We start from the raw sequence: 25,050 nt of genomic DNA, 5'->3' as shown, positions 1-25,050 counted from the left end.
TGCTTCGCCGGCGTAAACCCGCCTATTTGGGCGATCGCTCGCATGAGCCCGCTGACCAGGCCCTTGACCGTTGGAATCCACCGTCCCCCCGCGTGAGCCCATCCTGACCCTGCCGGGGGCGCTGACCGCCTATGTGGCGCTGCTGGCGCTGATCCATGTCGGCCGGCTGTTGCTGCCCCCGGAACTCGACGACCTCGTCATCGAAATGTTCGGTTTCATCCCCAAGCGTTACGACCAGACGCTGCTGGCGATGCCATTTCCGGGCGGCGCCGGCGCCAAGATCTGGACCTTCGTCAGCTACTCGCTGCTGCACGCCAATCTCAGCCATATCGGCTTCAACGTGCTGTGGCTGCTGCCGTTCGGCAGCGCGCTGGCGCGGCGCTTCGGCGCGGTCCGGTTCTTCGTCTTCATGGCGGTGACGGCCGTCGGCGGCGCGGCCGCGCATCTGCTCACGCATGAGCACGAGCTGGCGCCGATGATCGGCGCTTCGGCCTCGGTGTCCGGCGCGATGGCCGCCGCGATCCGCTTCGCCTTCGTGCGCGGCAGCTTCCTGTCGTTCAACCGCGGCGATGCCGACGAGGCCGCGCGCGTCCCGGCGCAGCCGCTGCTGCGCGCGCTGCGCGATCCGCGCGTGCTGGGATTTCTGGGCGTCTGGTTCGCGGTCAATATCATCTTCGGGGTCGGCGCGATCGCGATCGGGGCCGAAGGCGCCAGCGTCGCCTGGCAGGCGCATATCGGCGGCTTCTTTGCCGGGCTGCTGCTGTTCTCGCTGTTTGACCCGATCCCGCGCAGAAGGCCTGGCGCCGGCGTTGCGGCCCCAGACAGGCCTGACCTGCGCTGAGCGCAGGCCGCCGCCTTGCGGGGTCGGCAGGATTGATCCACATTGCCGAAGGGACAGGTGACCTTGGCGGGGCGATGTTACGCTTTTCCGCGGCGTTGTTCTTTGACTGCCCGGGATCTTGAGTGCCCAAGAATAAGAGACGCCCACCCAAGGGCGAATTCGACTTCAGGAGGCGACGATGACGGTACGTGCAATCCTCGATTCCAAAGGCCACCAGATTATCCACGTCGGGCCGGACGACACATTGTCGGTGGCCATCAAGCTGCTGTCGGAGCGCAAGATCGGTGCGGTCTTGGTGATGTCCGGGCAGCACCTCGACGGCATCCTGTCGGAACGCGACATCGTCCGCGTGATCGGCGAGCGCGGCGCCTCTGCGCTGGACGAACCGGTACAGGCGGTGATGACGCGCAAGGTCATCAGTTGCAAGGCGACCGACACCGTGGGCGCGCTGATGGAGATGATGACTTCCGGCAAGTTCAGGCATCTGCCCGTCATGGACGGCGACAAGATGGTCGGGCTGATCTCGATCGGCGACGTCGTCAAATGGCGGCTGCGCGAATTCGAGCATGAGCAGGAAGCGCTGCGTGACTATATCGCGACGGCCTGATTGCACGTGGGGACGGCTTGAATTGAACGGCGCATGCGTCTGCGCTAGGGTTGGATCCTCCATCCCAGCATGAGCCGACTGAAATGGCGTTTGCGTCCGTCGATCCTATACTTGGCCTTTCTCCTTCGGACCGCGACCATCGAGAGTAGCCGCGGCAAAACCCGGACGTTCAGGTTTCGATCAGCGCCTCGTGCGTGGACTGGGGGGCGACTTCCCCGATCGCTTCGCGGATCGAATCGATCGCGCGTTCGGCGGCGCGGGAGCCGTGCGCGATCAATTCGTCGGCACGGTGGAAGTCGAACCAGCCGATATGACCGATGCGGGGCGCGATCAGCATGTCCGGCGGATCGCCGGCAAGGCGCGCCCGGGTGATGCGGTCCTGCATGATGTTGAAGGCATCGACCATCACCGAGGAAATGCCGGGCCGGCCGCGGCTGCCGAAGAACTCGCGTTTCATGGTGCGCTCGGCGGAGAACAGCCGGCTGAAGCCGCGCTTCGGCGGCTCCTCCGGCTCGATCTCCGGTTCGATCGGACGCGCGTGGGCGCCGTGCGAAAAGATCGTCGTACTATGGCCGAACACGTCGTTGCTGAGGTTGACGGCAATCATGATTTCCGCGCCGAGCGCGCGCGCCGCCGATACCGGCACCGGATTGACCAACGCGCCGTCCACCAGCCAGCGGTCGCCGACCAGCATCGGCGAGAAGATGCCGGGCAGGGCGTAAGACGCGCGCATCGCGTCGACCAGCCGGCCATGCGTCAGCCAGATCTCGTGGCCGGTGCGGACTTCGGTCGCCACGCTGGCGAATTTCAGCGGCAGGTCCTCAATCACGGTGTCGCCGAGCGAGGCCTCGAGCTGGGCGGCCAGCTTGTTGCCGCCGATCAGGCCGGAGCCGTTGAGGCGGATGTCGAGGTAGCCGAGGATGTTGCGCGGCTGCAGGCCGCGCGCCCATTCTTCCAGCGTGTCGAGCTGGCCCGCCGCGTAGGCGCCACCGACCACGGCGCCGATCGAGGTGCCGACCACGACGTTGGGGACGATGCCGTGGGCCAAAAGGGTGCGCAGCACGCCGATATGGGCAAAGCCGCGCGCAGCCCCGCCACCCAGCGCCAGCCCGATCACGGGGCGGCGGACGCTGCCGAGACCTGGTCTGCCGAGACCTGGGCTGCCAATTCCCGGCTTGTCACGGCCATTCGCGCCGTTTTCGTTGCGCCCCATCAGATTCTCCAGCACGAACTCACTCCTCAGCCGGCCTGATTCAGTCGACGGCCGCATATTTATTCGGCCCGGCCGAATGACGCCAGACGGTACCGCATTCATGATTTATGCCGCCGAACATCGCCTTAGGCAGTAAATACGACGCCGTGGCGACACGTCCGCCGGACGGCGTACATTGCCGGTGGATCTCGCGGCATTGTGTAGGGTGCCAAGTGCAGGCTTGAATTTGCCGCGTTTTCGGTGAAAAGCAGGGCGATGATGGCACTGGGCGATGATTTGGTAAGAGCCGGAAGGGGCCAACGCTTGGCATGCGCGCTGGCGCTGGCCTTGCTGTCGACTTTTCCAGCCGGTCCTGCCTTGGCCCAGTTTTTCAGCGATCGTCCGCCGCCGGTGCCGCCGGGCTCGATCCCGGGCGTCGAGTCCGGCCCGGCCATCAGCTTGGCACCACCTTCGGGGCCGGCTTCCGCGCCTTTGCTGCCGGCGCCTTTGACCCAGCCGCCGGTCGCCGCCGTGACGCCGCCGGTGCCGTCGCCGCTCCCCGTCAGCCCGGCTGCGCCCGCGCAGGGCGTGCTGGCGCTGACCGCTCGCTACGGCAAGGACATGTCGGTGATCGGCAACGGGCTGGTGTGGCGGGTCTATTCCGACCGGCCGGACGAAACCGGCGCCTTCAAGCTGATCCGCGAAGACCGTGGCGCGACCCCCAATATCGTGCTGCCGCCCGGCAGCTACGTGGTGCATGTCGCGATGGGGCTGGTCAGCGCAGTGCGCCCGGTGACGATCAAGACCGACACCGATCGCGAATCCTTCGTGCTGCCCGCCGGGGGCCTGCGCATCGAGGGCCGCGTTGGCTCCTCTAAAATTCCGCAGAACCAGATCTCGTTCAGTATCTACAAGGGCAGCCAGTTCGAGGCCGGCGAACGCGCGCCCTTGCTGCCGAGCGTGCCCGCCGGCGACGTCGTGCTGCTGCAGGAAGGCACCTACTACATCGTCTCCAACTACGGCGACGCCAATTCGACGGTGCGCTCCGACATTCGCGTCCAGGCCAGCAAGCTGACCGACGTCACCATCTCGCACCGTGCGGCCGTGATCACGCTGAAGCTGGTCGGCGACAAGGGCGGCGAGGCGCTGGCCAACACCGCGTGGTCGGTGATCACCCCGGCCGGCGACGTCATCAAGGAATCGATCGGCGCCTTCCCGCGCGTCGTGCTTTCCGAAGGCGAGTACCGGGCCATCGCCAAGAACGAAGGCAAGGTGTTCGAGCGCCCGTTCAAGGTGGTCAATGGCGTCGACGGCGAAATCGAAGTCGTCGCGCGCTAGCGCAGAAGAACGACAACAAGTATCAATAGCCGTCGATATGTCATGCTACTGTCATGGTTCTGAATTCGTCCTAACCATCACGCGACTTTAAAAATTCATAATGCTGGATTGCGCGTCACGGCGGCGGATCGTTTACATCACGTTAAGCAGCATGACCCGAATACCGTCTGCACCACAAGGATGCAGAAAGGAACGTCGTGACTGCGGTCAGACAATACGCCGGGCAACCGGATAGCAAGTTGCAGGGTGACGTTCCGGTGCTGCAGCGCAAGTGGCACGCCGCAGTTCGGCCTGGCCAGAATTTGCCGGGCTATGAAGAGGTGATGCTCGGCAGCCTCGGGCGCCTGGCCGATCACATCGTACTGCTGGTGGGCGACGGCGCGTCATGGCGGGTGTCGCGGAGCGGCCGTTACGTGCAGCACTGGCTCGGCGACGAGCGCTGGGACATCCCGCTCGATACGCTTTCGCCGGATTGCGCCACGGCCCTTTCGGAGGCTGCAGGCTGCGCGCTACAGACCGGTCGGCCGCGCATCTCCTCGGTGCATTGCGTCCGTAACGGACTGGTACAGACCTACGAAATGCTCGCGCTGCCGACCGCGTCGCGCTGGGGCAGTACGCTGATCGGAGTCTACGTCAATGAGCACGGGCCGCGCTACAATCTCGTCGATGCGATCTTTTCGGCCACCAATGAAGGCATCGTGACGCTGGCGGCGATCCGCAACTCTGCGAGCCAGGCTTTCGACTTCCAGATCGTGCACCTGAACGATGGCGCGGCAAGACTGTTGAAGGCGCCCTCGACCGGGCTGCAATGGTGCAGGTTGAGTGCTGGCGGCCACGCGCTGTGCCTGCCGGACGTGCTGCAATGGCTGCTATCGATGATCTCGCGCGGGACCAGCGACCAGTTCGAGATCGACAGCGCCGACCGCAACCTGCGGCTCAGCGCTACCGCGTTCGGCGATCTGTTATCGCTGACGATCACGGACGTCACCGACATCAAGCGCCGCGAGGAATCGTTCCGGCTGCTGTTCGATGCCAACCCGATGCCGATGTGGGTGTTCGATGCGGAGACGTTGCACTTTCTTGGCGTCAATGACGCTGCAATTGCGCATTATGGCTATGATCGCGCCACCTTTCTTACCATGGAGCTCCGGCAGATCTGGCCGGAGGATGAATGGGACGCGCATACGAGGTCGCTGCAGGAGATCGGCGATGCCTATCAGTCTGAGCGCAACTGGCGGCACATCAGGGCGAATGGCAGCGAGATCCAGGTTCTGACCTACGGCCGCCGGGTGTCGTTCGAGGGCCGCGACGGCTTTCTCGTCGCCGTGGTGGACATCACCGAGCGTCGCAAGGCGGAGGCCCGCGTCGCGCACATGGCGCATCACGACGGCCTGACGGGCCTCGCCAACCGCGTGATGTATCAGGAGCGGCTGAACCAGGCGCTGCAGCAGGCGCGCTCGGATGCCGAAGGCGGCATCGCGGTGCTGTGCATCGACCTCGATCTGTTCAAGAACGTCAACGATTCCTTCGGTCACCCGATGGGCGACCGGCTGCTGACCATGGTGGCCGCGCGGATGCGCGCCAATGTCCGCGGCAGCGATCTGGTGGCGCGGCTCGGCGGCGACGAATTTGCGATCGTGCTGGCCGGCGAGATTGCGCCCAACGACGCCAATGATTTCGCGCTCCGGCTGATCCATACGCTGAGCGAACCCTATGACATGGACGGCATCGAGATCGTGATTGGCGCCAGCGTCGGCATCGCGCTGTCGCCCGGCGACGGCGACAACAGCGAAGAGCTGATGCGCAACGCCGACATGGCGCTGTACCGCGCCAAGAACGACGGCGGCGGCGTGCATCATTTCTTCGAGCGCGAGATGGATCTCCAGGCGCAGAAGCGCCGTGACATGGAGATCGACCTGCGGCGCGCCTTTGCCAATGGCGAGTTCGAGTTACACTACCAGCCTTTGGTCGATCTCGCCGCGGACCGCATCACCGGCTTCGAGGCGCTGTTGCGCTGGAAGCACCCGGACAAGGGCATGATCTCGCCGGCGGACTTCATCCCGGTCGCCGAGGACATCGGCCTGATCGTCACGCTCGGCGAATGGGTGCTGCGCAAGGCCTGCGTCGAGGCCGCGAAATGGCCGGACGATATCAAGATCGCCGTGAATCTCTCACCGGTGCAATTCCGCAACCGCAATCTGGTGCAGGTGGTGATCGCGGCGCTGGCCTATTCCGGCCTGTCGCCGCTTCGGCTGGAACTGGAGATTACCGAGTCGCTGTTCCTCGCCGAAACCGAAGCCAATCTAGCGGTGCTTCACCAGTTGCGCGCGCTCGGCGTCCGCATCTCGATGGACGATTTCGGCACCGGCTATTCGTCGCTCAGCTATCTCCGGAGTTTTCCGTTCGACAAGATCAAGATCGATCGCTCCTTCATCAAGGATCTGGTCGGTCGCTCCGATTGCATCGCCATCGTGCGAGCGATTTCCGGGCTCGGCCGCAGCCTCAACATCACCACGACCGCCGAAGGCGTCGAGACCGTCGACCAGCTCGACTGGCTGCGCGCCGAGGGCTGCACCGAGGTGCAGGGCTTCCTGTTCAGCGCCGCGAAGCCGGCGTCCGAGGTGGAAGAGTTGTTGCGCCGGTTCGGCGCGCGGGCGTCGGAAGCGGCGTAGCGCCCGACATTGTCGTTCCGGGGCGCGAGCGCGGCAGCGCGAGCGAACCCGGAACCTCGATGTGTTTTGCGATGAACATTTCAGGATTCCGGGTTCGGTCGCAGCTCGCGCTCCTCCCGCCCCGGAATGACAGCTAGAATCTGGTGACCAACTTCGCCAGCTCCGGCCGAGGCCGGTCTTCGTTCGGCTTGGTCGGCTTGCCGATGTGGATGAAGCCGGCAATCTTTTCGTGGGCACCAAGGCCGAGGCCATCGAGCATGGCACGGTCGTAGGAATACCAGCCGGTCAGCCAGTTGGCCCCGAAGCCGAGCGCGGTGGCGGCGGTGACGAGGTTCATGCAGCTCGCGCCGGCCGACAGCTCCTGCTCCCACGGCGGCACCTTTGGATGCGGCTTGATGCTGGAGACCACCGCGATCACCAGCGGCGCTTCCATCAGGCTGTTCCTGGCGCCGTCGAGATCGGCGGCCGAGGCCTCCGGTTTACTGCGCGACAGCGCTGCGGCGATGACGTCGCCGGCGCGCGCACGCGCATCGCCCTCGAATACGATGAAGCGCCACGGCGCCAGCTTGCCGTGATCCGGCACCCGCGCGCCGATCGTCAGGATGGTGTCGATTTCGGCGGGGGAGGGGCCGGGGCCGCTCATCTCGCGCGGCTTGACGGAACGGCGGGTCTTCAGGAAGTCGATGATGTCGGGCACGGCGATCTCTTCGGCAATGGGACTGCCGATACCGCTACCACGCGAAACGGCCCGCGTTGAGGCGGGCCGCGATCATTTAGATCGAATGTGACCGCGCGATCGCGTGATCGCCCGGCCGTTCAATCGCTTAGCCCCTGGCCGGCATCTTGCCGGCGCGGTCGAGCAGATCCTTCGCGAGATCCTCCAGGATCTCGCGCGTCGCCAGAAACAGGCTGTGGCCCTGGTCGGTCTCGAACGCCAGCGCCACGACATGCGGGCGGTTGGGATCCGGGATCAACTGATAGGCCAGGATCGGGTAGGCGGGGATTTCCTGTTCGTCGGTCATGCCGCGTCCCTCGCCCGCTTGACGTCCGGCGGCGTGGCTTCCTCGACCAGTGAGGCCAGCGCGTCGGTCAGCGACATCACGGTCTGCTTTTCGCTGCCGAAGCGGCGGATCGAGACCTGGCCGGTTTCGGCTTCCTTCTTGCCGACCACCAGCATCACCGGGATCTTCATCAGCGAGTGCTCGCGGACCTTGTAGTTGATCTTCTCGTTGCGCAGGTCGATCTCGACGCGCAGCCCGGCTTTTCGCGCGGCGGCGGCGACGGTCGTCGCGTAGTCGTCGCCTTCCGAGGTGATCGTGGTGACCACGATCTGGGTCGGGGCCAGCCACAGCGGGAAGTTGCCGGCAAAATGCTCGATCAGGATGCCGATGTAGCGCTCCATCGAGCCGCAGATCGCGCGATGCACCATCACCGGCGCCTTTTTCGAACCGTCGGCATCGATGTAGAACGCGCCAAAGCGTTCCGGCAGGTTGAAATCGACCTGCGTGGTGCCGCACTGCCAGTCGCGGCCGATCGCGTCGCGCAGCACATACTCGAACTTCGGCCCGTAGAACGCGCCTTCGCCGGGCGAGATTTCGGTCTTGATGCGGTTGCCGCCCTGCGCCGCGATCTCCGACAGCACGGTGGCCATCACGCGCTCGGCGTGGTCCCACATCTCCTCGGTGCCGACGCGCTTTTCCGGTCGCGTCGAGAGCTTGACCGTGAGGTCGCCGTCGAAGCCGAAATCGGCATAGGTCGACAGAATGAGCTCGTTGATCTTCATGCATTCGTCAGCGAGCTGCTGCTCGGTGCAGAACACATGCGCGTCGTCCTGCGTGAAGCCGCGCACGCGCATCAGCCCGTGCATGGCGCCCGACGGCTCGTAGCGATGCACCACGCCGAATTCGGCGATGCGCAGCGGCAGGTCGCGGTAGCTCTTCAGGCCGTGCTTGAAGATCTGCACGTGGCCCGGGCAGTTCATCGGCTTCAGTGCGAACCAGCGCTTGTCTTCCGCCTCGTCGCCGGCGGACTGCGCCGCGAACATATTTTCGCGGTACCACTCCCAGTGGCCGGAGGTCTCCCACAGCGACTTGTCGAGAATTTGCGGCGCGTTGACTTCCTGATAGTCGCTGCCGAGCCGGCGGCGCATATAGGCGACCAGCGCCTGGAAGATGGTCCAGCCCTTGGCGTGCCAGAACACGACACCGGGGCCTTCCTCCTGGAAGTGGAACAGGTCGAGCTCGCGGCCGAGCTTGCGGTGGTCGCGCTTCTCGGCCTCCTCGATCTGGTGCAAATAGGCGTCGAGATCTTCCTGCTTCGCGAACGCCGTGCCGTAGATTCGCGTCAGCATCGGGTTGTTGCTGTCGCCGCGCCAATAGGCGCCGGCCACCTTCATCAGTTTGAAGGCGGTGCCGACCTTGCCGACCGAGGTCATGTGCGGGCCGCGGCAGAGGTCGAACCAGTCGCCCTGCTTGTAGACCTTGATGGTCTGGTCGGCCGGGATCATGTCGACCAGCTCGACCTTGAACATCTCGCCGTTGTCCGAGAACACCTGCTTGATGTCGTCGCGCGACCAGATTTCCTTGGTGAAGGGTTTGTCGCGCTGGATGATCTCGCGCATCTTCTTCTCGATCGCGGCAAAGTCTTCCGGCGTGAACGGGTCGTTGCGGAAGAAGTCGTAATAGAAGCCGTTCTCGATCACCGGGCCGATGGTGACCTGGGTGCCCGGCCACAGCGCCTGCACGGCTTCCGCCAGCACATGGGCTGCGTCATGCCGGATCAGCTCCAGCGCGCGCGGGTCGTCGCGGTTGACGAATTCGATCTTGGCGTCGCGCTCGATCGGGTCGGAAAGGTCGGTCACCACGCCGTCCAGCGCCATCGCGACGGTGCGTTTGGCGAGCGAGGGCGAGATCCCCTTGGCGATCTCGAAGCCGGTGATGCCGGCGGCGAATTCGCGCGCGGCGCCATCCGGGAAGGTGACGGTGATCTGGGCGGCGGGCGGCGCCGGCGGGGTGAGGTTGGCGAGGCCGAATACGAATCCGGGCGGGTTGCTGTCGGGCATTTTCATCTCCTGTGGCTCACTCCTGCACACGGGCGCAGGTAAGCAGAAGCGCGGTATAGCAGCCGAATGTGGCGTTGCAACAGGGGTTGGAGCGCCTGATTTGACTTGGATGCGGCTGCATCCTTAGACTAGCACATCTTGCCCGCGCCTCGCCCCTACGCCCCCACCGCCCTCATGATCGGCAATTTCGTCACCGGCATCGCTTTGCTGGCGCCGACGGCGATGTTGCACGAATTGTCCGACGGGCTCGGCGTCACCATTCGCGAGGCCGGGCTGCTGATTACCTTCGGCGCGATCGTGCTGTGCGTGGGTTCGCCGGTGACCGCGTGGCTGACCAGCCGGATCGAGCGGCGGCATTTGTTGATGGGCGCGGTGGCGGTGATTGCGGCGGCGGATTTCGCCTCCGCCTTCGCGCCGAATTATGCCGTGCTGCTCGTGATCCGGCTTTTGATGGCCGCGGTGGCGGCGCTGTACACGCCGCAGGCCGCCGGCACGGTGGCGCTGATCGTGCCGCCCGGGAAACGCGGCGGCAGCATCGCCTATGTGTTTCTCGGCTGGACGCTGGCTGCCGCCATCGGCCTGCCGCTGGTGACCTTCATCGCCAGCCGCTATGGCTGGCGCGAGGTCTATGCCGGCATCGGCGCGCTGAGCGTTCTCAGTCTGCTGCTGCTGGCCTGGCGGCTGCCGCGCGGGCTTTACGGCACGCCGGTCGATCTTGCGACCTGGACCGAACTGGCGCGCAACCGCCTCGTCGTGTTGCTGCTGCTGATCACCACGCTGCAGATTTCAGGACAATTCGTGATCTTCACCTTTCTCGCGCCGCTGCTCGGACAATTGACCGGGGCAGGGCCCGACGCGGCCAGCGCGGTGTTCGCGATCTACGGCCTCAGCGGCCTCGTCGGCATCCTGACCGCGACACGCATCGTCGATGGCTGGGGGGCGTTCAACTCCTCGCTGCTGGCGACGGCGCTGGTGCTGTCCGGCATGACGGTATGGTCGTTCGGCGCGGGCTCGCTTGCCGTGATGGCGGTCGGCGTCGCGATCTGGGGCATGGGTTTTGGCGCCACCAATTCGATGCAGCAGGTGCGCCTGGTTGGCGCCGCGCCGGCCGCTGCCAGCGCGTCGGTGTCGCTCAACACGTCGGTGCTCTATGTCGGGCAGGCGATCGGCTCGGCGATCGGCGGGATGCTGTTTGCCGGGGGACAGTTTCGTGCCGCCGGTTTTGTCGCGATGGGGTTCATGACGACGGCGCTGATCGCCGTGATCGTCAGTCGTCGCGTGGTGGCGACGGCGCAATCCTAGTCACTCGCGCACATCATGCACGCCGCGCCAGCGCGCATAGCGCCACGGCAGATACCACCGCGCCGTGGCTGGCGCTTGCGCCGGCACGTTGTCGATGCCGTGGGTGCCCCACGGATTACAGCGCAGCAGCCGCGCCAGCGTCATCCAGCCGCCGGCCCACAGCCCGAACCGCCCGATCGCCTCATCGCCATAGACCGAGCAGGTCGGCAGATGCCGGCAATGGTAGCCGACCAGCGGCGATAGCGTGTGGCGATAGATCCAGATCGCGCCGCGACCGGCGTTGCGCGGCAGGCGCATCAAAGTACCCGCGCAATGCGCGCAATCCGCTGAATGTTTCATAGGCGCATTGCTATCAGATTGGACGCGTTTTGCACGGTGCATCGGCACGCGCTCGAGCGGGCTATGCAAACGGGACACACTTGCCAGCAATCCGATCGCGATGCGGCAATTGAACTGGACGCCGGTAAGGGACCGGTTACGTTTTTGCATAACAATGATGTGACAGAATCGTAAACGTTGTTTGGGGCCCGTACCACTGCTCGGTAGAGCGCAGGGAAGGAACCGATGTGAGACACGTGACGTCGCTTCGCTCGGGCCGTCTGGCACTGTTTCGTGCCGCCGCCTTTTGCCTCGCTCTTCCCGGCCTGCTGGCCGTGGTCGGCGCTCCCGCTTATGCCGGCGCCGTCATGGAAGAACGCAAGCTGCCGATGCGCTTCACCTGGATTGCCTGTGAGCCGGACTGCCGCGGCTGGATCGGCGCGGTCGGAATCATCACCGGTGACACCGTCAAGGATTTCGAGGAATTCGCCCGCGGACGCGAACTGGCCGGCGCCACCGTGGTGCTGGATTCCAGCGGCGGCTCCGTCAATGACGCGATCCGGATGGGCCGGCGCTGGCGCAGGATGGGCCTGCTGACCACGGTCGGCACTACGGTCGAACTGCAGACGCTGTCCGGCCTCAAGCCGGCGGTGGTGCCGCAGGCCTATTGCGAGTCGATGTGCGTGTTCCTGCTGCTCGCCGGCAAGACGCGTTTCGTGCCCGACCAGGCGCATGTCCGTGTCCACCAGATCTGGATGGGCGACCGCGCCGACGATCCGCGCGCGGCGACCTATACGGCGCAGGACCTGATGATCGTCGAGCGCGATATCGGGCGGCTGGCGAAGTACACCTTCGACATGGGCGGCACCGGCGATTTGCTGTCGCTGTCGCTGAACGTGCCGCCGTGGGAATAGCTGCATGAATTGACGCCGGATGAATTGCTGACGACCAACCTGGTCACCACGCATGACGTGGCGGCGGTGCTGCCGCCCGGCAAGCCCGACGTGCCGATGGCCTCGCTGACGCCGAAGGTGGTACAGGACCGCTTCGTCAGCGCCATCGACGACTCGAAGACGCCGGTGGCGTCGATCGAGCCCGTAACGTCCAGGCCGACCAAGACCGCTGAGGCGACGGTACCGACCGGAGGCGCGGCGGTCACGCCGGCGAGGTAAGGATTCAGGCCGGCGCGTTGCTGGCGGCCTTGGCTTCGATCTGGCCGATCGCGTCGACCACAGCATCGAAGGTCAGCAGCGTCGAGGCGTGGCGGGCCTTGTAGTCGCGCACCGGCTCGAGCAGCGCGATATCCGCCCATTTGCCGTCCGGCGGCGCGCCGTTTTCCTTCAGCATTTTTCGCACCGTCTCGCGCAACGCGCGCAGTTCTTCCGCGGTCGAGCCGACCACATGGCTGGCCATGATCGCGGATGATGCCTGACCGAGCGCGCAGGCCTTCACGTCATGCGCGAAATCGGTCACGACGGGACCGTCCATCGTGAGGTCGATCTTCACCGTCGAGCCGCACAATTTCGAATGCGCGGTGGCTGTCGCGTCGGGCGCTGGCAGGCGACCCAATCGGGGGATATTGCCGGCGAGGGCGATGATGCGCTTGTTATAGATGTCATTCAGCATAAAGGGCGCCTTGACCGTGAAACCGCGGGTTCCCTCGCCCGTACCTTGGCAGCCGGGAACCCATCCCTATATAGGATGGTAGCGGCGCAAGAAAATGCCTGCCGTGCTCCGGATCGCCGGAAATTGAGAATTCAATTCGGCAGGGCTGATGTTATTGTTGGGGTTTCAGGCGTCCGGTGGCTGTGCCATCTCCGTCTGCCCGGTGACACTCCGGTCCCAGGGACCGGTCGAACGGAGTTTATATGAACGCGATGATCAAGCCGCTGCGCGGCAAAGCCCCCGAGCCGAAGCCGGGCTTCCAGCCCTCCGAACTCGATCCGGCAGAATTCCTCGCCCCGGCGGTGAATCCCGACCAAATGCGGCCGTCGCGCGCCGAGGCCGAGCAGGCGGTGAAGACCTTGCTGGCCTATGTCGGCGAAAACCCGCAGCGCGAGGGCCTGCTGGATACGCCGCGCCGGGTGGTCGAGGCCTATGACGAGCTGTTCCGGGGCTATTACCAGAACCCCTCCGAGGTGCTGAACCGCACCTTCGGCGAGACCGCGGGATATGATGATTTCGTGCTGATCCGCGACATGGGCTTCACCTCGCATTGCGAGCATCACATGATGCCCTTCTACGGCAAGGCGCATATCGCTTATACGCCCGTCGAGCGTGTCGTCGGCCTGTCGAAGTTGGCGCGGCTGGTCGATATTTTCGGCCACCGCCTGCAGACCCAGGAACATCTGACGGCGCAGCTCGCGGCTGCTGTGGACGAGGTCCTGAAGCCGCGCGGTGTCGCCGTGATGGTCGAGGCCGAGCATACCTGCATGTCGGCCCGCGGCATCCGCAAGGAAGGCTCGCGCACCTTCACCACCCGCTTCACCGGCAATTTCCGCGACAACCCGGCCGAGCAGGCGCGGTTCATGGCGATGATCAACATGCCCTCGCGCTAGGCGCTTCTTCCACCCTCTCCCCTTGTGGGAGAGGGTGGATCGAAGGCGCGAAGCGCATTCGAGACGGGTGAGGGGGGGCCGCAAGCTCTGAGCCTCGCGACTACCCCTCATCCGTCACGGCCTTCGGCCGTGCCACCTTCTCCCACAAGGGGAGAAGGAAGAGGCCTCCGATTTTTTGAAAGAACCCCCGTGTCTCACGATCACGACCTCGAAGAATCCCTCGTGCTGCGGCCGAAATTCGACGCGGCCGGCCTCGTCACCTGCGTCGCCACCGATGCCGGCAATGGCGACGTGCTGATGGTCGCGCACATGAATGACGAGGCATTGCGCAAGACCATCGAGACCGGCGACGCCTGGTACTACAGCCGCTCGCGTAAGGCGCTGTGGCGCAAGGGCGAGAGCTCGGGCCATGTCCAGCGCGTGGTCGAGATGCGGATGGACTGCGACCAGGACGCGATCTGGATTCGCGTCGAGCAGCAGGGCGGGGCGGCCTGCCACACCGGCCGGCGCTCGTGCTTCTACCGCGCCATCACCCGAGGCGATGACGGTGCCGCCAAAGTGTCGTTCGTCGATGCCGGCCAGGTGTTCGATCCCGGACAGGTCTACCGCCAGGGTTCGTGACGCGATGTTGCTGTTAACTGCTCGTTAACCACATTGGCCCGATGGTCGTTGCAGCTTGGCGCCCTGACGGTGCCGGGGGCAGCACACATGGTCGACGCGACCAGTATCACATCGGCGATCGATACCACGCGCAGCCGGGTCACCGGCGCGATCAAGTCGGCTGCCGAAACCACCGGCACCAGCTTCGAATATCTGCTGTCCGCCGCCAAGATGGAATCCAACTTCAATCCGCAGGCGACGGCCTCGACCTCGTCCGCCAAGGGGTTGTTCCAGTTCATCGAACAGACCTGGCTCGGCACCGTCAAGGAAGCCGGCAATGCGCTGGGCTACGGCAAATATGCCGACGCCATCAGCAAGTCCGAATCCGGCAGCTATTCGGTCAGCGATCCCGCCGCGAAGGAAGCGATCCTGAAGCTGCGCGACGATCCGGTCGCCAGCTCGGCGATGGCCGGCGTGCTGACGCAGTCCAACGGCTTCAAGCTGACCGGCGCGATCGGCCGCCGCCCGACCGACGCCGAACTCTACATGGCGCATTTCATGGGCGTCGGCGGCGCGACCAAGCTGATCACTTCCGCCGAAAACAATCCGACGGCGTCGGGCGCGGCGCTTTTTCCCAATGCCGCCGCGGCGAACACGTCGATCTTCTACGACCAGGGCGGCCGGGCGCGCAGCGTCGCCGATGTCTATTCGGTGCTGTCGACGCGCTATGCTGCGGCCGCCGGTTCGCCGGTGACGCGCACCGCGCTTGAGACCGCCGGCGCCACCGGGGTTTCGGGAAGTGCTGCGGCGACGGCCACCGCGCCGGCCGCCAGCGCCGCCTATCTCGCCAGCTTCCCTGACCTGCGCAATGTCCAGGTCGCCAGCTTCGCGTCGGATACGTCCTCGGTGCCGGCAGCGACCTCGGTCGCGACGCAGGATGGCCCGATCTTCCGCACGCTGTTCCAGGCCGGCGACCGCGCGCAGCCGGTCTCCCAGGCGGTGCAGACGCTGTGGGGCAATAACGGCTCGCTGACCTCGGCGGCTCAGCCGGCCGTCGCGACGCCGCGCCCGCTTGATCTGTTCAGCGATCGCTCCGGCACGTTCAGCAACTAACTACACTTCGACTACACGATTCAATCCGTCATCGTCATCCTGAGGTGCTCGCCGTCTTCGGCGAGCCTCGAAGGATGCGGCCATGAAACGCCTTCGCTTGCGGCGCATCCTTCGAGGCCGTCGCTGCGCGACGGCGCCTCAGGATGACGGCGGAGTATGGTGCAGACGCCCCTGCACCCTTAACGAAACGTCAACAAACGCAACCGGTTATGGTGAACCCTTTGTTAAGTGGCATGGTTTATTTTGTCTGACAGTGGCATCGCGTTCCGGTGTCGATTTGTTGCGTTGGCCGGCAGAACCATGATCGTTCGGCAGTTCATTTCCTGGGTACGTACCGCGCCGGCGAGTGACCGCGCGGAAGCGACGCGCTCGCTGGCGCGGGCCTGGATCTTCTCCGATCTCACCGACGACGATCGCGCCGCCGCCGAAGGCGCGCTGCTGATGTTGCTCGACGATCCCTCGCCACTGGTGCGCCAGGCGATGGCCGACGTGTTTGCGCACGCGCCGTCCGCGCCCGCCGCGATCGTGCAGGCGCTGGCACTCGACCAGACCTGCGTGGCGTTGCCGGTGCTCGAACATTCTCCGCTGCTGATCGACGCCGACCTCGTCGATATCGTCGCCACCGGCGACAGCGAGTTGCAATGCGCGGTGGCGCGCCGCGTCACGCTCCCGGCGTCGGTCTGTGCTGCGATCGCCGAAGTCGGCTCCGCGGCCGCAGCGCTGGAGTTGATCGAAAATCCCTATGCCGAGATGGCATCGTTTTCCTGGGACCGCATCGTCGAGCGGCACGGCCATCTCGCCGCGATCCGCGAATCCATGCTGGTGCTGGACGACCTGCCGGCGGCCACCCGGCTGGCGCTGGTCGCGAAACTTTCCGACACGCTGACCCGCTTCGTGGTGGCGCGCAACTGGCTGAGCGCCGATCGCGCCGGCCGCATCGCCGACGAGGCGATGGCCCGCTCCACCGTCAATATCGCGGCGCGTTCGCGCGGCGACGAGATGCGCGACCTGGTGCGGCATCTGCGCCAGGCAGGCACGCTCACCGTCGGCTTGATCCTGCGCGCGCTGTTGTCGGGCAATATCGAGCTGTTCGAGCACGCGCTGGCGGAATTGTCCGGCGTGCCGCTCGGCCGCGTGTCGGGCATTGTCCATGACGGCGCCGGCCATACGCTGAACGCGCTGCTGCTGCGCGCCGGGCTGCCGGAATCTACCTATCCGGCGTTCCGCGCCGCGCTGGAGGCGCGCGACGAGATCGGCTTCATCGGCAGCGTCGGTGGCGCGGTGCGGCTGCGCCGCCGGATGGTCGAGCGCGTGCTGACGGTCTGCGAGACCGACGAGGCGGCGTCCGCCCCGCTATTGATCCTGCTGCGTCGTTTCGCGACGGAGTCGGCGCGCGAGGAAGCCCGCGTGTTCTGCGACGAACTGGCCGAACAGGCGCGGGCGTTCGAGTATCAGCCGCTCGCGGCGTAACCTTCAAAACTCTTGCGACATGCTCACTAACTTCATCCTGAGGTGCTTGCCCGAAGGGCAAGCCTCGAAGGATGCGGCGACGGACGCTTGCGGTGCATCCTTCGAGGCCGCCGCTATGCGGCGGCGCCTCCAGCCGAAACGCAATTGCGTTTCGGTGGGGATGACGGCGGAGATTGAGGAGTCGGAAACGGAAAACCTAGCCCGCCGGCACCAGGCTCGGCGCGGCGATCGTTTCGAGGTAGTCGGGACGGTGCTTGTTGACCAGCATCAGATAATCATCGGCGACGGCGCGCAGCTTGCGGCTGAGGGCCTGCGCCACGCCGGCGGTCTCGATCGTGTTGTGCTCGCGCACGATGGCCTGGATCGCCTCGATATGGTGCCGGATCAGATCGGCCGGTACCTGGTCGAAACTGGGGGCGTGTTCGACGATCCGGCACAGGCTTTCCGCCGCGGCCCCCGCGCTGGGAAAGCCGAACGTGGCGGCGTCGCCCTTGATGTCGTGCGCGGCGCGAAACAGCTCGTCGCGACCGGACGCGGTGACGCCGTCTCGCTCCAGCGCGGCGTGGGCTGCGGCCAGCCGGTCGCATTCGACGCGCATCCAGTTCTTGAACTCGCCGGACAGGCCCGCCAGCGCCTGTTCGGCGCGCGCTACGGGGTCGTCGGTCTCGCGGTCCTCGGTGCGGCGGATGGCACGGCGCAGCGTGTTCTGCGGCGTGATGATCTGGTGATCGGCGAAGGCCTCGATCTTCGGCGCCAGCGTCTTGTCCCGCGACATCTTGAGCTTCTCCAGCGAGGCGCGCATCATCCGGTGACGCGCGCTTTGTCCATCAGCGACGGCTGTTGCAGCACCTCGGCCTCGCCGCCATTGCGGCGCTCCGGCCCGATATAGGCCACCGTGGTGTTGCGCCGGCGGTCCGGCCCGAAATAGTTCTTGGTCTTGATGAAGGGGCGGGGATGCGCGACCACGCTCATGATGCGCAGGTACAAGGCCTTGGCCGAGATCGGCTTGGCGAGAAATTCGGTGACGCCGGCATCGCGCGCCACGGTCACGCGGCGCTTCTCGGAATGGCCGGACAGCATGATGATCGGCGCGTAGGGATTGCCCTTGGAATCCGGCTGCCGGATCATCTGCGCCAGCTCCAGCCCGTCGAAGATCGGCATCGACCAGTCGGTGATGACGATGTCGGGCACGTAATGGCTGTACATTTCCAGCGCGGTCGCGCCGTCTTCCGCTTCATAGACTTCGCGTGCGCCAAAGGAATGCAGCAGCGTCCGCAAGATCCGCCGCATGTGCGGATTGTCGTCGCAGACGAGGAAGCGCAGCTTGTTGAAGTCGATACGGAACATGTGGGGCCCGGACGGAGGCGGTTACGTGGTGTTAACTATAGGGCGCCGGGATTAAGGAAGGGTTGAGGGGGAGGAGCAGGGCGGACGCGGCACTCCCCGTCATTCCGGGGCGCGAAAGCGCAGCTTGAGCCAATCCGGAATCCCGAAGTTGGACGGATAGCGGTCAGGCTGGCCGCAGTTCGATTTGCGGCTGAACTAGCAAAACTGGAGCTGCCTGGGACGACGCGCGTCGCAGGCGCCGTCGCCCCCCTCAATACCCGAACTGCTCGCTCAATATCCGTTCCTCCAGGCTGTGGCCGGGATCGAACAGCATCCGCATCTTGATGGTCTTGTCGGAGATGATCTCGACGCGGCGGACGTCGCGGGCTTCGTCGTGGTCGGCGACGGCGGCGACCGGGCGCTTGTCGCCTTCCAGCACCTCGATCACCACGAAGGCGGTGTTGGGCAACAGCGCGCCGCGCCAGCGCCGCGGGCGGAAGGCGCTGATCGGCGTCAGCGCCAGGAGCGGCGCATTGATCGGCAGGATGGGTCCCCCCGCCGACAGGTTGTAGGCGGTCGAGCCGGCCGGCGTTGCCACCAGAAGGCCGTCGGCGATCAGCTCAGACAGCCGCTCGCGCTCGTCGATCAGGATGCGCAGGCGCGCGGCCTGGTAGGTCTGGCGAAACAGCGAGACCTCGTTGATGGCGTGGTGGACGTGAACCTCGCCGTGCACGTCGGTGGCGCGCATCAAGAGCGGATGGATCACGGTGTCCTTGGCGGCATCCAGCCTCGCGTGCAGGTCGACCGTCGAGTATTCGTTCATCAGGAAGCCGACGGTGCCGCGATGCATACCGTAGATCGGAATATCCGAGCGCATGTAGTCGTGCAGCGTCTTCAGCATCAACCCGTCGCCGCCGAGCGCCACGATGACGTCGGCTTCAGCCGGATCGGCATTGCCGTATCTGGCCGCAAGCTGCGTCAGCGCGGTCTGCGCCTCGACGCTGGGACCGGCGACGAAGGAGATCCGGTCATGTCGGACAGGCGGGGTCATGAATCGCGGGCCTTTGCGGCTGCTTGACGCGGGACGATGGCGCGGGCGTCGTCTAGCGGCGTTGCCGGGGATTGTCGAGCGGGCAGTTGAGGCGCTGGAAGTCGGGATGTCGAGCGCGGCCGCGGGGATGCGTTAACGGCGCGCGGGCCGTCCGTGGCCATAGCGCCGCTCCATGTCGGCGATCACGGCCTTTTCCGGCCGCAGTTTGGAGCCGGCCAGCCAGACCTCGATGACCTTGCCGGCCTTGCTGCGGCTGCGGCGCACGGCCTGGCCATAGCTGGCGTAGCCGGCGGCCTGCACGATCCGGCCGGTGTCGCGACCGGTCACCTCGATCTCCGTGGCGTCCATGAACGGATTGCCCATCACCGGACTGCCGACCAGCACGCGGTTGCCCATCGGCACCAGATCCGTCGCGCCGGACGCCGTCCACCAGCGCCCGGTCCAGTCGCGGACGCGGCGGGTCGGTGCGCCGTTCTTTGCAAAGGCGCGCAGGATATGCAGGGCGCCGTCGAGCCAGAACCACGCCCAGCCATCGCTGGCATTGCTGAGCACGACGATCGTGAGATCGCAGGCGGGTATCATTGCGGTGCGCGAGATATAGCCCTGCAGCCCGCCGCTGTGGCCGAACCAGTCCCAGCCGGCGAGGCTGCCGCTCATGATGCCAAGGCCGTAATAGTTCTCGACGGTCGAATCGGGATTGCGCCAGTGCCGGCGTGTCATCTCGCGCCGGCTGGCCGGCGACAGCACGCTGTTCTTCGCCTGCGGCGAAAGCTGCGCGAAGAAGCGCGCGACATCCGCCGCCGTGCTGACGAAGCCGCCGGCCGGCGTGATGGCGTGTTGCGGAATGTCGCCGGGCACCACGAGGCGGCGGCCGAGCGGCAGCAGCGGCGTGTGGCCGCCGGCCATCGGCGCCGCCCGCGCCAGCGGCGTGGCGGCCTCCGTCTCGCGCAGGCCCACGGTCTCGACGATCTCGCGCTCGATCCAGGTCCGGTAGGGCTCATGGGTGATGTTCTCGATCACCATCCCGAGCAGCCCGAACCCGATGTTGGAATATTTCAGCCGCGTGCCCGGCGCGATCGCCGGCGGCACGGCGAGTTCGGCCAGCAATTCGCGGGGGCTGAGGAAGGGCCGCTGGCCGGTGAACTGCCCGGCATCGGCGCCGTCGCGCGTCAAGCCGGCGCTGTGCGACAGGATCTGGCCGATCGTGGTGTCGGCGACCTGCGGATGCAGGCCCTCGACATAGTGGCCGACGGGATCGTCGAGCCGCAGCCTGCGACGCTCGCGCAGCTTCATGATGCCGGCCGCGGTAAAACTCTTGGAATGCGAGGCGATGCGAAACCGGTGCCGCGGCGTCATTTTCTCGCCGGTGACCAGATTGGCGTGACCGAGGGCAAACTCCGAAATGATTTTGCCGCGATGCGCGATGGCGATGATGCAGCCGGGTTGCTGCGAGCTGCGGATCTGGAAGTCCATCCAGAGACGAAAGTAGTCGATCGCAGGCTGGACCCACGGCTCCATCGGCAACTCCCGTCTGTTCGCCGGAGATTACGGCAGGGCGTCACGCAGGCAAAAAGATACCGGCACACCCCAAGATGCGCCGGTAAAATCAGCGTTGCAATGGCTCGTTAGTAGGTCGTGGCGGAGCCGGCCAGCGCCGAGGCCAGCGACTGGTATTCGGCCGAGCCGGTGCCGGCCAGTGCGCCGATCCTGGTCAAATGATATTGCGCCTGGTCGCGGTTGCCCTGTTCGATCTGCCACAGGCCGTAATACTGCCAGGTGCGGACGTGGGCGGGATCGGCCTTCAGCGCGCGTTCGTAATAGGCCTGGGCGAGCTGGTAGTCACCGAGCTTGCGGTAGGAATAGCCGATCAGATTGGCGACGTCGGCGCGCTCGTCATGGCCGAGCGCCTTGAGCTGCGCGATTGCGCTCGTGTAGTCGTTCTTGTCATAGACCGTGGCATAGGCGGCGCGGTAGCGCGCGAGGAAGGCGGTGTCTTCCAGCCGCGGACCGTTCTCGGCGCCCTTCTTCTTGTCCTTGGTTTTGCCGTCGGAGGCCGGCGGCGAGGAGGGGGTGTCGGTCCCTGCGGCAAGCGCGGTGGACAGAGGCGCCGTCACCAGCGCCATCGACAGCATCGCCAGCGTGGTCATCTTGATCGCAGTCCGGGTCATGCACGCGCTCCGTTTTTCTGATGAGATAATCTGGCACTAATGCCATTGATTGCAAACACCGGCTGGGCTCCGTCATTCCCGCGGGACGTCGTGCGAGGTGACGAAGATGTCACGCAGATGAACGAATACCGACTGGCGCCTTCAGAACCGGTTCAGCGCGCGGCGCCTAGGGTGGTGACATGAAGCGACGCCCGGCCAACCGACCGGTCACCTTCGTGAATGTGCACAGGAGACCACCATGTTGAAGAAATTGTCCGCCGCTCTGATCCTGGCTTCGCTGCTCGCCGCTCCGGCGATGGCCGCCACCCCCGAGAAGACGGCGCCCGCGCCGATCACCAAGCCGGTGGCCGCGACCGATGCCAAGCTGCAGGCGAAGCCGGCGGTGCGAACCGCTCATGCCAAGATGGCACGCCATCATCACCGTCACGTCCGCCACCACTACCGCGCCCACAAGAAAGTGGGTCTGCACAAGACCTTCAAGCACACCACGCACGTCGCCGTTAAGCATTCCCGCCGCGGCTGAGCCGTCGCGACCACGCCGATCGACCTCCGGCCCGCCGCCTTGCAGCCCAAGGCGCGGGCCGGATTGCGTTGCGGCGCGATGACGGAGATGCGAATTCCATTTCGGCGCCCGAACGTCTAGGGAAGGGCGGGCAATCGGGCATGGGATAACGGGTAGGTACGTGCGAATTTTTGCGAAACACGCCGCGATTTTGCTGCTTCCGCTGTGGCTGGCGGCCTGTGGTGGCGGCCCGTCCGGCGGCATCTCCTTCACCGACGATCCCGGCACCGCCGCGCAGCCGTTTCCGTTCAATTACAGGACCGATTTGCTGGCGTTCCTGCGCAGCTATCTCAACAATCCGGTCGGCGTGCGCGACGCGGCGATGGCGCCCCCGGTGCAGCGCACGGTGGGCGGCCGGCTGCGCTATGTCATCTGCGTCAACTATACCGCCATGGACGGGGACGGTAAGCCGCTGGCTCCGCAGCAGCTCGCGGTGAGCTTTGTCGACGCCCGGCTCGACCGCGTCGTCGAGGACACCGCCGCCGCCTGCGCCGGTGCCAGCTACGCGCCGTTCCCCGAGATGGAAAAGATGACGCGGTAGCTCTTCTTCCCTCGCCCCGCCCGGCGAAGCGCAGCTTCGCTAGGCGGGGCGAGGGAAGCAGCCTCACATGAACGCTTTCGCGATGGCATCGAAGCCGCGGCGCCAGGCGCGGGCGATTTCGGGATCGACCGGCGCGTCCTCGCAGGCCATCCGCACGATCACCAGCTCGGCGTCGGGGTTGATGTAGATGAACTGGCCATGGATGCCGAAAGCCATCAGCACGTTGCGGTCGCGGTCGATGCGATACCACTGGCTGCGGTAGCTGGCGCCCGGAAACAGCTCGGCGAATTCGCCGCGCGCCCAGGCTTCCGCATTTCCCTGCTGATTGATGTCGTCGATCCAGGCGCCCGGCACCACCTGGCGGCCATGGGCCACGCCGCGGCGGCGGATCATCTCGCCGAACCGGGCGACGTCATGCGCCGTTGCACAGATGCCGCCGGCGGCGCGCATCGCGTCCTTCGAATCCACGGTGATATAGGCGTCGTGCTGCGCGCCCATCGGCGCCCACAGATAGTCGCTGAGGATTTCGGCATAGGGCCGGCCGCAGGCGCGCTCATAGACCCAGCCGAGCACGTCGGTATTGGTCGAGACGTAATGAAACAGGCTGCCATGCCTGTTGCCGTCGGGCTGCTGCTCCGCCAGGAAGCTGCGCAAGTCGGTCGGCTTCTCGCCGGCGAGCTGCGGATCCCAGCCGGCGGCGCGCCGGTAGCGAAACACATTGCTCGTCGGGTCGACATAGTCCTCGGTGAAGGAGATGCCGACCGACATGTCGAGCAGATGGCGCACGGTGCAGTCGCCGCCATAGACCGACGACGCCAGTTCGGGGATGTATTCGGTCACCGGATGGTCGGGATCGAGCACGCCCCGCTCGACCAGGATGCCGCCCAGCGCGCCGCAGATCGACTTCGAGACCGAGAACACGATATGCGGCGTCGCGGCGTCCATGTCGGTGCCGTACCATTCGGCGGCCAGCCGACCCCGATGCAGCACCACCAGCGCGTCGGTGTGGGTGGCAGGCAGCGCGGCGGCGACCATGGTCTCGTCGCCGTCGTGGCCGGTGAACCGGATCTGGCCGACGTCGCGCAGGCTGATTTCGAACGACACCGGCTGCGCGCCGCGGGCGATATTCGCGGTCGGCAGCAACCGGCGGACATTGTGAAAGCCCCATTGGCTGAACGGCGCGCGGCGCCAGTTCGACAGCGTGACCTGCGCGCCATGCGCCGGGGGAAACTCGTTCATCAGATCGTTCGCAGCCATGGGCACTCCAAAGAAGATTGCAGCATCAAATTTGCGTGAGGGTTGAACCTATCCTTCATCCTCGATGCCGCAAACTGAACGGAACCGAAAGTGTTGCGGGTTTGTCGCACTCGGCTTCGATCGCGTTGCAGAGTGCTGCCGCAAGGCAACCAAATTGCCGCCACGATGTTTTTCGATGGTCATTCGGTAACTAGGGGAACCATCATGAAGAAGCTTCTGCTCAGCGCCTCGGCCATCGTCGCGGTTGCCGCGCTTTCCACCTCCGCCTTCGCTGCCGATCTCGCGGCGCGCCCGTACACCAAGGCTCCGGCCTATACCGCTCCGGCGCAGGTCTACAACTGGACCGGCTTCTATGTCGGCGGCCATCTCGGCGGCGCCTTCGGCGACAGCGCGAGCATCGGCGGCGACGGCGGCCGCTTCATGGGCGGCGTGCAGGGCGGCGCCGACTACCAGTTCGCCACCAACTGGGTGATCGGTATCGAAGCCCAGTATTCCTGGATGGACAGCAACAACACCGGCCGCCTGTTCCCGAACGGCACGCTGGTCACCGCCAATAACGACCAGCTCGGCTCGGTCACCGGCCGCCTCGGCTATGCCTGGGGCCCGGCGCTGCTCTACGCCAAGGGCGGTTACGCCTGGAAGGGCAGCAACGACATCGGCGTGAGCAACGCGGGCATCGCGCAGCCGTTCGCTACCTCGGGCAACGCCAAGGACGGCTACACCGTCGGCGGCGGTCTGGAATACATGTTCGCCCCGAACTGGTCGGCCAAGGTCGAATACCAGTACTATAATTTCGGCAACACCACCGTGACCTCGCTGGCGATCCCGACCCCCGGCAACAGCGCGAGCTACAACAACGACGAGCACACCGTCAAAGCCGGCCTCAACTATCGCTTCGGCTGGGGTGGCCCGATGGTCGCCAAGTACTGAGACACGTACTGAGACACGTACTGAGATCGTTCACATCTCTGACGAAAAGGCCGGCTTCACGCCGGCCTTTTTTGTGCGCGTTCGCCGCATGTCGGGCCGGCGGGCAGGGGCCGAGAATCGAAAGTAAACGAGTCCTGAATCCC

Annotated in this window: 24 protein-coding genes and 1 pseudogene; 13 read left to right on the top strand and 12 right to left on the bottom strand. The window is 65.6% G+C overall.

Annotated elements, in window-relative coordinates; translation table 11 throughout:
* Positions 1-70 precede the first annotated feature (70 nt).
* Positions 71-841, top strand: a complete 771-nt coding sequence (locus FIU28_RS17665; RefSeq protein WP_143574502.1) for a rhomboid family intramembrane serine protease — start codon at positions 71-73, stop codon at positions 839-841.
* A gap of 178 nt (positions 842-1,019) precedes the next feature.
* Positions 1,020-1,448: a CBS domain-containing protein gene (locus FIU28_RS17660; protein WP_143574501.1), complete on the top strand. Its 429-nt coding sequence runs from the start codon at positions 1,020-1,022 to the stop codon at positions 1,446-1,448.
* A gap of 169 nt (positions 1,449-1,617) precedes the next feature.
* On the opposite strand, the gene FIU28_RS17655 is transcribed toward FIU28_RS17660, so the two are convergent.
* Positions 1,618-2,676: a patatin-like phospholipase family protein gene (locus FIU28_RS17655; protein ID WP_246660724.1), complete on the bottom strand. Its 1,059-nt coding sequence runs from the start codon at positions 2,674-2,676 to the stop codon at positions 1,618-1,620.
* Between the two features lie 240 nt (positions 2,677-2,916).
* On the opposite strand from FIU28_RS17655, the gene FIU28_RS17650 reads away from it, so the two are divergent.
* A complete protein-coding gene (locus FIU28_RS17650; protein WP_143574500.1) occupies positions 2,917-3,978 on the top strand; it encodes a hypothetical protein in 1,062 nt (353 codons plus the stop codon).
* A 197-nt stretch (positions 3,979-4,175) separates the two neighbouring features.
* Positions 4,176-6,650, top strand: coding sequence for a putative bifunctional diguanylate cyclase/phosphodiesterase (locus tag FIU28_RS17645; RefSeq protein WP_143574499.1), 2,475 nt, complete (start codon positions 4,176-4,178; stop codon positions 6,648-6,650).
* Positions 6,651-6,783: 133 nt separating this feature from the next.
* Here the strand turns inward: FIU28_RS17645 and FIU28_RS17640 are convergent, their stop codons facing one another.
* The 3 genes from FIU28_RS17640 to thrS form a co-directional block, all read right to left on the bottom strand.
* Positions 6,784-7,347 (bottom strand): nitroreductase family protein, encoded by a 564-nt coding sequence (locus FIU28_RS17640; protein ID WP_143574498.1) that lies wholly within the window; start codon positions 7,345-7,347, stop codon positions 6,784-6,786.
* Between the two features lie 127 nt (positions 7,348-7,474).
* Positions 7,475-7,672, bottom strand: a complete 198-nt coding sequence (locus FIU28_RS17635) for a hypothetical protein (RefSeq protein ID WP_143574497.1) — start codon at positions 7,670-7,672, stop codon at positions 7,475-7,477.
* On the bottom strand, positions 7,669-9,711 hold the full coding sequence (thrS, locus tag FIU28_RS17630) for a threonine--tRNA ligase (protein ID WP_143574496.1): 2,043 nt from the start codon (positions 9,709-9,711) through the stop codon (positions 7,669-7,671). The genes FIU28_RS17635 and thrS overlap by 4 nt, the downstream gene beginning before the upstream one ends.
* A gap of 174 nt (positions 9,712-9,885) precedes the next feature.
* Here thrS and FIU28_RS17625 point away from each other — a divergent pair, with 174 nt between their 5' ends.
* Positions 9,886-11,013, top strand: coding sequence for an MFS transporter (locus tag FIU28_RS17625; RefSeq protein WP_143576254.1), 1,128 nt, complete (start codon positions 9,886-9,888; stop codon positions 11,011-11,013).
* Here FIU28_RS17625 and yidD read toward each other — a convergent pair whose 3' ends face one another.
* A complete protein-coding gene (gene yidD, locus FIU28_RS17620) occupies positions 11,014-11,352 on the bottom strand; it encodes a membrane protein insertion efficiency factor YidD (protein ID WP_143574495.1) in 339 nt (112 codons plus the stop codon). It lies immediately after the preceding gene.
* 227 nt (positions 11,353-11,579) lie between these two features.
* Here yidD and FIU28_RS17615 point away from each other — a divergent pair.
* Positions 11,580-12,503: pseudogene (locus tag FIU28_RS17615) on the top strand (hypothetical protein).
* Between the two features lie 4 nt (positions 12,504-12,507).
* Here FIU28_RS17615 and FIU28_RS17610 read toward each other — a convergent pair.
* Positions 12,508-12,957 (bottom strand): iron-sulfur cluster assembly scaffold protein, encoded by a 450-nt coding sequence (locus FIU28_RS17610; RefSeq protein WP_143574494.1) that lies wholly within the window; start codon positions 12,955-12,957, stop codon positions 12,508-12,510.
* 242 nt (positions 12,958-13,199) lie between these two features.
* On the opposite strand from FIU28_RS17610, the gene folE reads away from it, so the two are divergent.
* From folE to FIU28_RS17590, 4 genes are all read left to right on the top strand, one after another.
* A complete protein-coding gene (folE, locus tag FIU28_RS17605) occupies positions 13,200-13,889 on the top strand; it encodes a GTP cyclohydrolase I FolE (protein ID WP_143574493.1) in 690 nt (229 codons plus the stop codon).
* A gap of 189 nt (positions 13,890-14,078) precedes the next feature.
* Positions 14,079-14,510, top strand: coding sequence for a phosphoribosyl-AMP cyclohydrolase (hisI, locus tag FIU28_RS17600; RefSeq protein WP_143574492.1), 432 nt, complete (start codon positions 14,079-14,081; stop codon positions 14,508-14,510).
* 87 nt (positions 14,511-14,597) lie between these two features.
* A complete protein-coding gene (locus FIU28_RS17595) occupies positions 14,598-15,602 on the top strand; it encodes a transglycosylase SLT domain-containing protein (RefSeq protein WP_143574491.1) in 1,005 nt (334 codons plus the stop codon).
* Between the two features lie 300 nt (positions 15,603-15,902).
* Positions 15,903-17,072, top strand: a complete 1,170-nt coding sequence (locus tag FIU28_RS17590; RefSeq protein ID WP_143574490.1) for a DUF2336 domain-containing protein — start codon at positions 15,903-15,905, stop codon at positions 17,070-17,072.
* Between the two features lie 196 nt (positions 17,073-17,268).
* Here FIU28_RS17590 and FIU28_RS17585 read toward each other — a convergent pair whose 3' ends face one another.
* The 5 genes from FIU28_RS17585 to FIU28_RS17565 all read right to left on the bottom strand — a co-directional run bounded on the left by FIU28_RS17585 (position 17,269) and on the right by FIU28_RS17565 (position 21,617).
* Complete coding sequence (locus FIU28_RS17585) at positions 17,269-17,847, bottom strand: Hpt domain-containing protein (protein ID WP_143576253.1); 579 nt, start codon at positions 17,845-17,847, stop codon at positions 17,269-17,271.
* Positions 17,848-17,873: 26 nt separating this feature from the next.
* Entirely contained in the window at positions 17,874-18,419 is a 546-nt protein-coding gene (locus FIU28_RS17580; RefSeq protein ID WP_143574489.1) for a response regulator, read from the bottom strand.
* Positions 18,420-18,669: 250 nt separating this feature from the next.
* The gene (locus FIU28_RS17575) at positions 18,670-19,449 is read right to left on the bottom strand and encodes an NAD kinase (RefSeq protein ID WP_143574488.1); all 780 of its coding nucleotides are present in this window, start codon (positions 19,447-19,449) and stop codon (positions 18,670-18,672) included.
* A 132-nt stretch (positions 19,450-19,581) separates the two neighbouring features.
* The gene (locus FIU28_RS17570; protein ID WP_143574487.1) at positions 19,582-20,967 is read right to left on the bottom strand and encodes a serine hydrolase domain-containing protein; all 1,386 of its coding nucleotides are present in this window, start codon (positions 20,965-20,967) and stop codon (positions 19,582-19,584) included.
* 107 nt (positions 20,968-21,074) lie between these two features.
* Positions 21,075-21,617 (bottom strand): tetratricopeptide repeat protein, encoded by a 543-nt coding sequence (locus tag FIU28_RS17565; RefSeq protein WP_143574486.1) that lies wholly within the window; start codon positions 21,615-21,617, stop codon positions 21,075-21,077.
* A gap of 238 nt (positions 21,618-21,855) precedes the next feature.
* On the opposite strand from FIU28_RS17565, the gene FIU28_RS17560 reads away from it, so the two are divergent.
* Both FIU28_RS17560 and FIU28_RS17555 read left to right on the top strand, forming a co-directional pair.
* Positions 21,856-22,140 carry a His-rich protein BRANT gene (locus FIU28_RS17560; protein ID WP_143574485.1) on the top strand — a complete coding sequence of 95 codons (285 nt, stop codon included), beginning with the start codon at positions 21,856-21,858 and terminating at the stop codon, positions 22,138-22,140.
* 160 nt (positions 22,141-22,300) lie between these two features.
* Positions 22,301-22,720, top strand: a complete 420-nt coding sequence (locus FIU28_RS17555; protein ID WP_143574484.1) for a hypothetical protein — start codon at positions 22,301-22,303, stop codon at positions 22,718-22,720.
* Between the two features lie 63 nt (positions 22,721-22,783).
* Here the strand turns inward: FIU28_RS17555 and FIU28_RS17550 are convergent, their stop codons facing one another.
* Positions 22,784-23,977 (bottom strand): serine hydrolase domain-containing protein, encoded by a 1,194-nt coding sequence (locus FIU28_RS17550; protein ID WP_143574483.1) that lies wholly within the window; start codon positions 23,975-23,977, stop codon positions 22,784-22,786.
* A 204-nt stretch (positions 23,978-24,181) separates the two neighbouring features.
* Between FIU28_RS17550 and FIU28_RS17545 the strand changes: the two genes are divergently transcribed.
* Positions 24,182-24,907, top strand: a complete 726-nt coding sequence (locus tag FIU28_RS17545; protein WP_143574482.1) for an outer membrane protein — start codon at positions 24,182-24,184, stop codon at positions 24,905-24,907.
* Positions 24,908-25,050: the final 143 nt, after the last annotated feature.

The organism is Tardiphaga sp. vice154, assembly GCF_007018645.1.
GTDB lineage: Bacteria > Pseudomonadota > Alphaproteobacteria > Rhizobiales > Xanthobacteraceae > Tardiphaga.
Note: the sequence above shows the minus strand (reverse complement) of the source record. Positions and strands in the feature narration are given on the sequence as shown.

Excerpts from the sequence above, each read along its gene's own strand:
- FIU28_RS17660 (WP_143574501.1), top strand. The coding sequence starts at position 1,020 with ATGACGGTACGTGCAATCCTCGATTCCAAAGGCCACCAGATTATCCAC.
- FIU28_RS17650 (WP_143574500.1), top strand. The coding sequence starts at position 2,917 with ATGATGGCACTGGGCGATGATTTGGTAAGAGCCGGAAGGGGCCAACGC.
- FIU28_RS17635 (WP_143574497.1), bottom strand. The coding sequence starts at position 7,672 with ATGACCGACGAACAGGAAATCCCCGCCTACCCGATCCTGGCCTATCAG.
- thrS (WP_143574496.1), bottom strand. The coding sequence starts at position 9,711 with ATGCCCGACAGCAACCCGCCCGGATTCGTATTCGGCCTCGCCAACCTC.
- FIU28_RS17625 (WP_143576254.1), top strand. The coding sequence starts at position 9,886 with ATGATCGGCAATTTCGTCACCGGCATCGCTTTGCTGGCGCCGACGGCG.
- yidD (WP_143574495.1), bottom strand. The coding sequence starts at position 11,352 with ATGAAACATTCAGCGGATTGCGCGCATTGCGCGGGTACTTTGATGCGC.
- FIU28_RS17610 (WP_143574494.1), bottom strand. The coding sequence starts at position 12,957 with ATGCTGAATGACATCTATAACAAGCGCATCATCGCCCTCGCCGGCAAT.
- folE (WP_143574493.1), top strand. The coding sequence starts at position 13,200 with ATGAACGCGATGATCAAGCCGCTGCGCGGCAAAGCCCCCGAGCCGAAG.
- FIU28_RS17595 (WP_143574491.1), top strand. The coding sequence starts at position 14,598 with ATGGTCGACGCGACCAGTATCACATCGGCGATCGATACCACGCGCAGC.
- FIU28_RS17590 (WP_143574490.1), top strand. The coding sequence starts at position 15,903 with ATGATCGTTCGGCAGTTCATTTCCTGGGTACGTACCGCGCCGGCGAGT.
- FIU28_RS17585 (WP_143576253.1), bottom strand. The coding sequence starts at position 17,847 with ATGTCGCGGGACAAGACGCTGGCGCCGAAGATCGAGGCCTTCGCCGAT.
- FIU28_RS17580 (WP_143574489.1), bottom strand. The coding sequence starts at position 18,419 with ATGTTCCGTATCGACTTCAACAAGCTGCGCTTCCTCGTCTGCGACGAC.
- FIU28_RS17575 (WP_143574488.1), bottom strand. The coding sequence starts at position 19,449 with ATGACCCCGCCTGTCCGACATGACCGGATCTCCTTCGTCGCCGGTCCC.
- FIU28_RS17570 (WP_143574487.1), bottom strand. The coding sequence starts at position 20,967 with ATGGAGCCGTGGGTCCAGCCTGCGATCGACTACTTTCGTCTCTGGATG.
- FIU28_RS17565 (WP_143574486.1), bottom strand. The coding sequence starts at position 21,617 with ATGACCCGGACTGCGATCAAGATGACCACGCTGGCGATGCTGTCGATG.
- FIU28_RS17560 (WP_143574485.1), top strand. The coding sequence starts at position 21,856 with ATGTTGAAGAAATTGTCCGCCGCTCTGATCCTGGCTTCGCTGCTCGCC.
- FIU28_RS17550 (WP_143574483.1), bottom strand. The coding sequence starts at position 23,977 with ATGGCTGCGAACGATCTGATGAACGAGTTTCCCCCGGCGCATGGCGCG.
- FIU28_RS17545 (WP_143574482.1), top strand. The coding sequence starts at position 24,182 with ATGAAGAAGCTTCTGCTCAGCGCCTCGGCCATCGTCGCGGTTGCCGCG.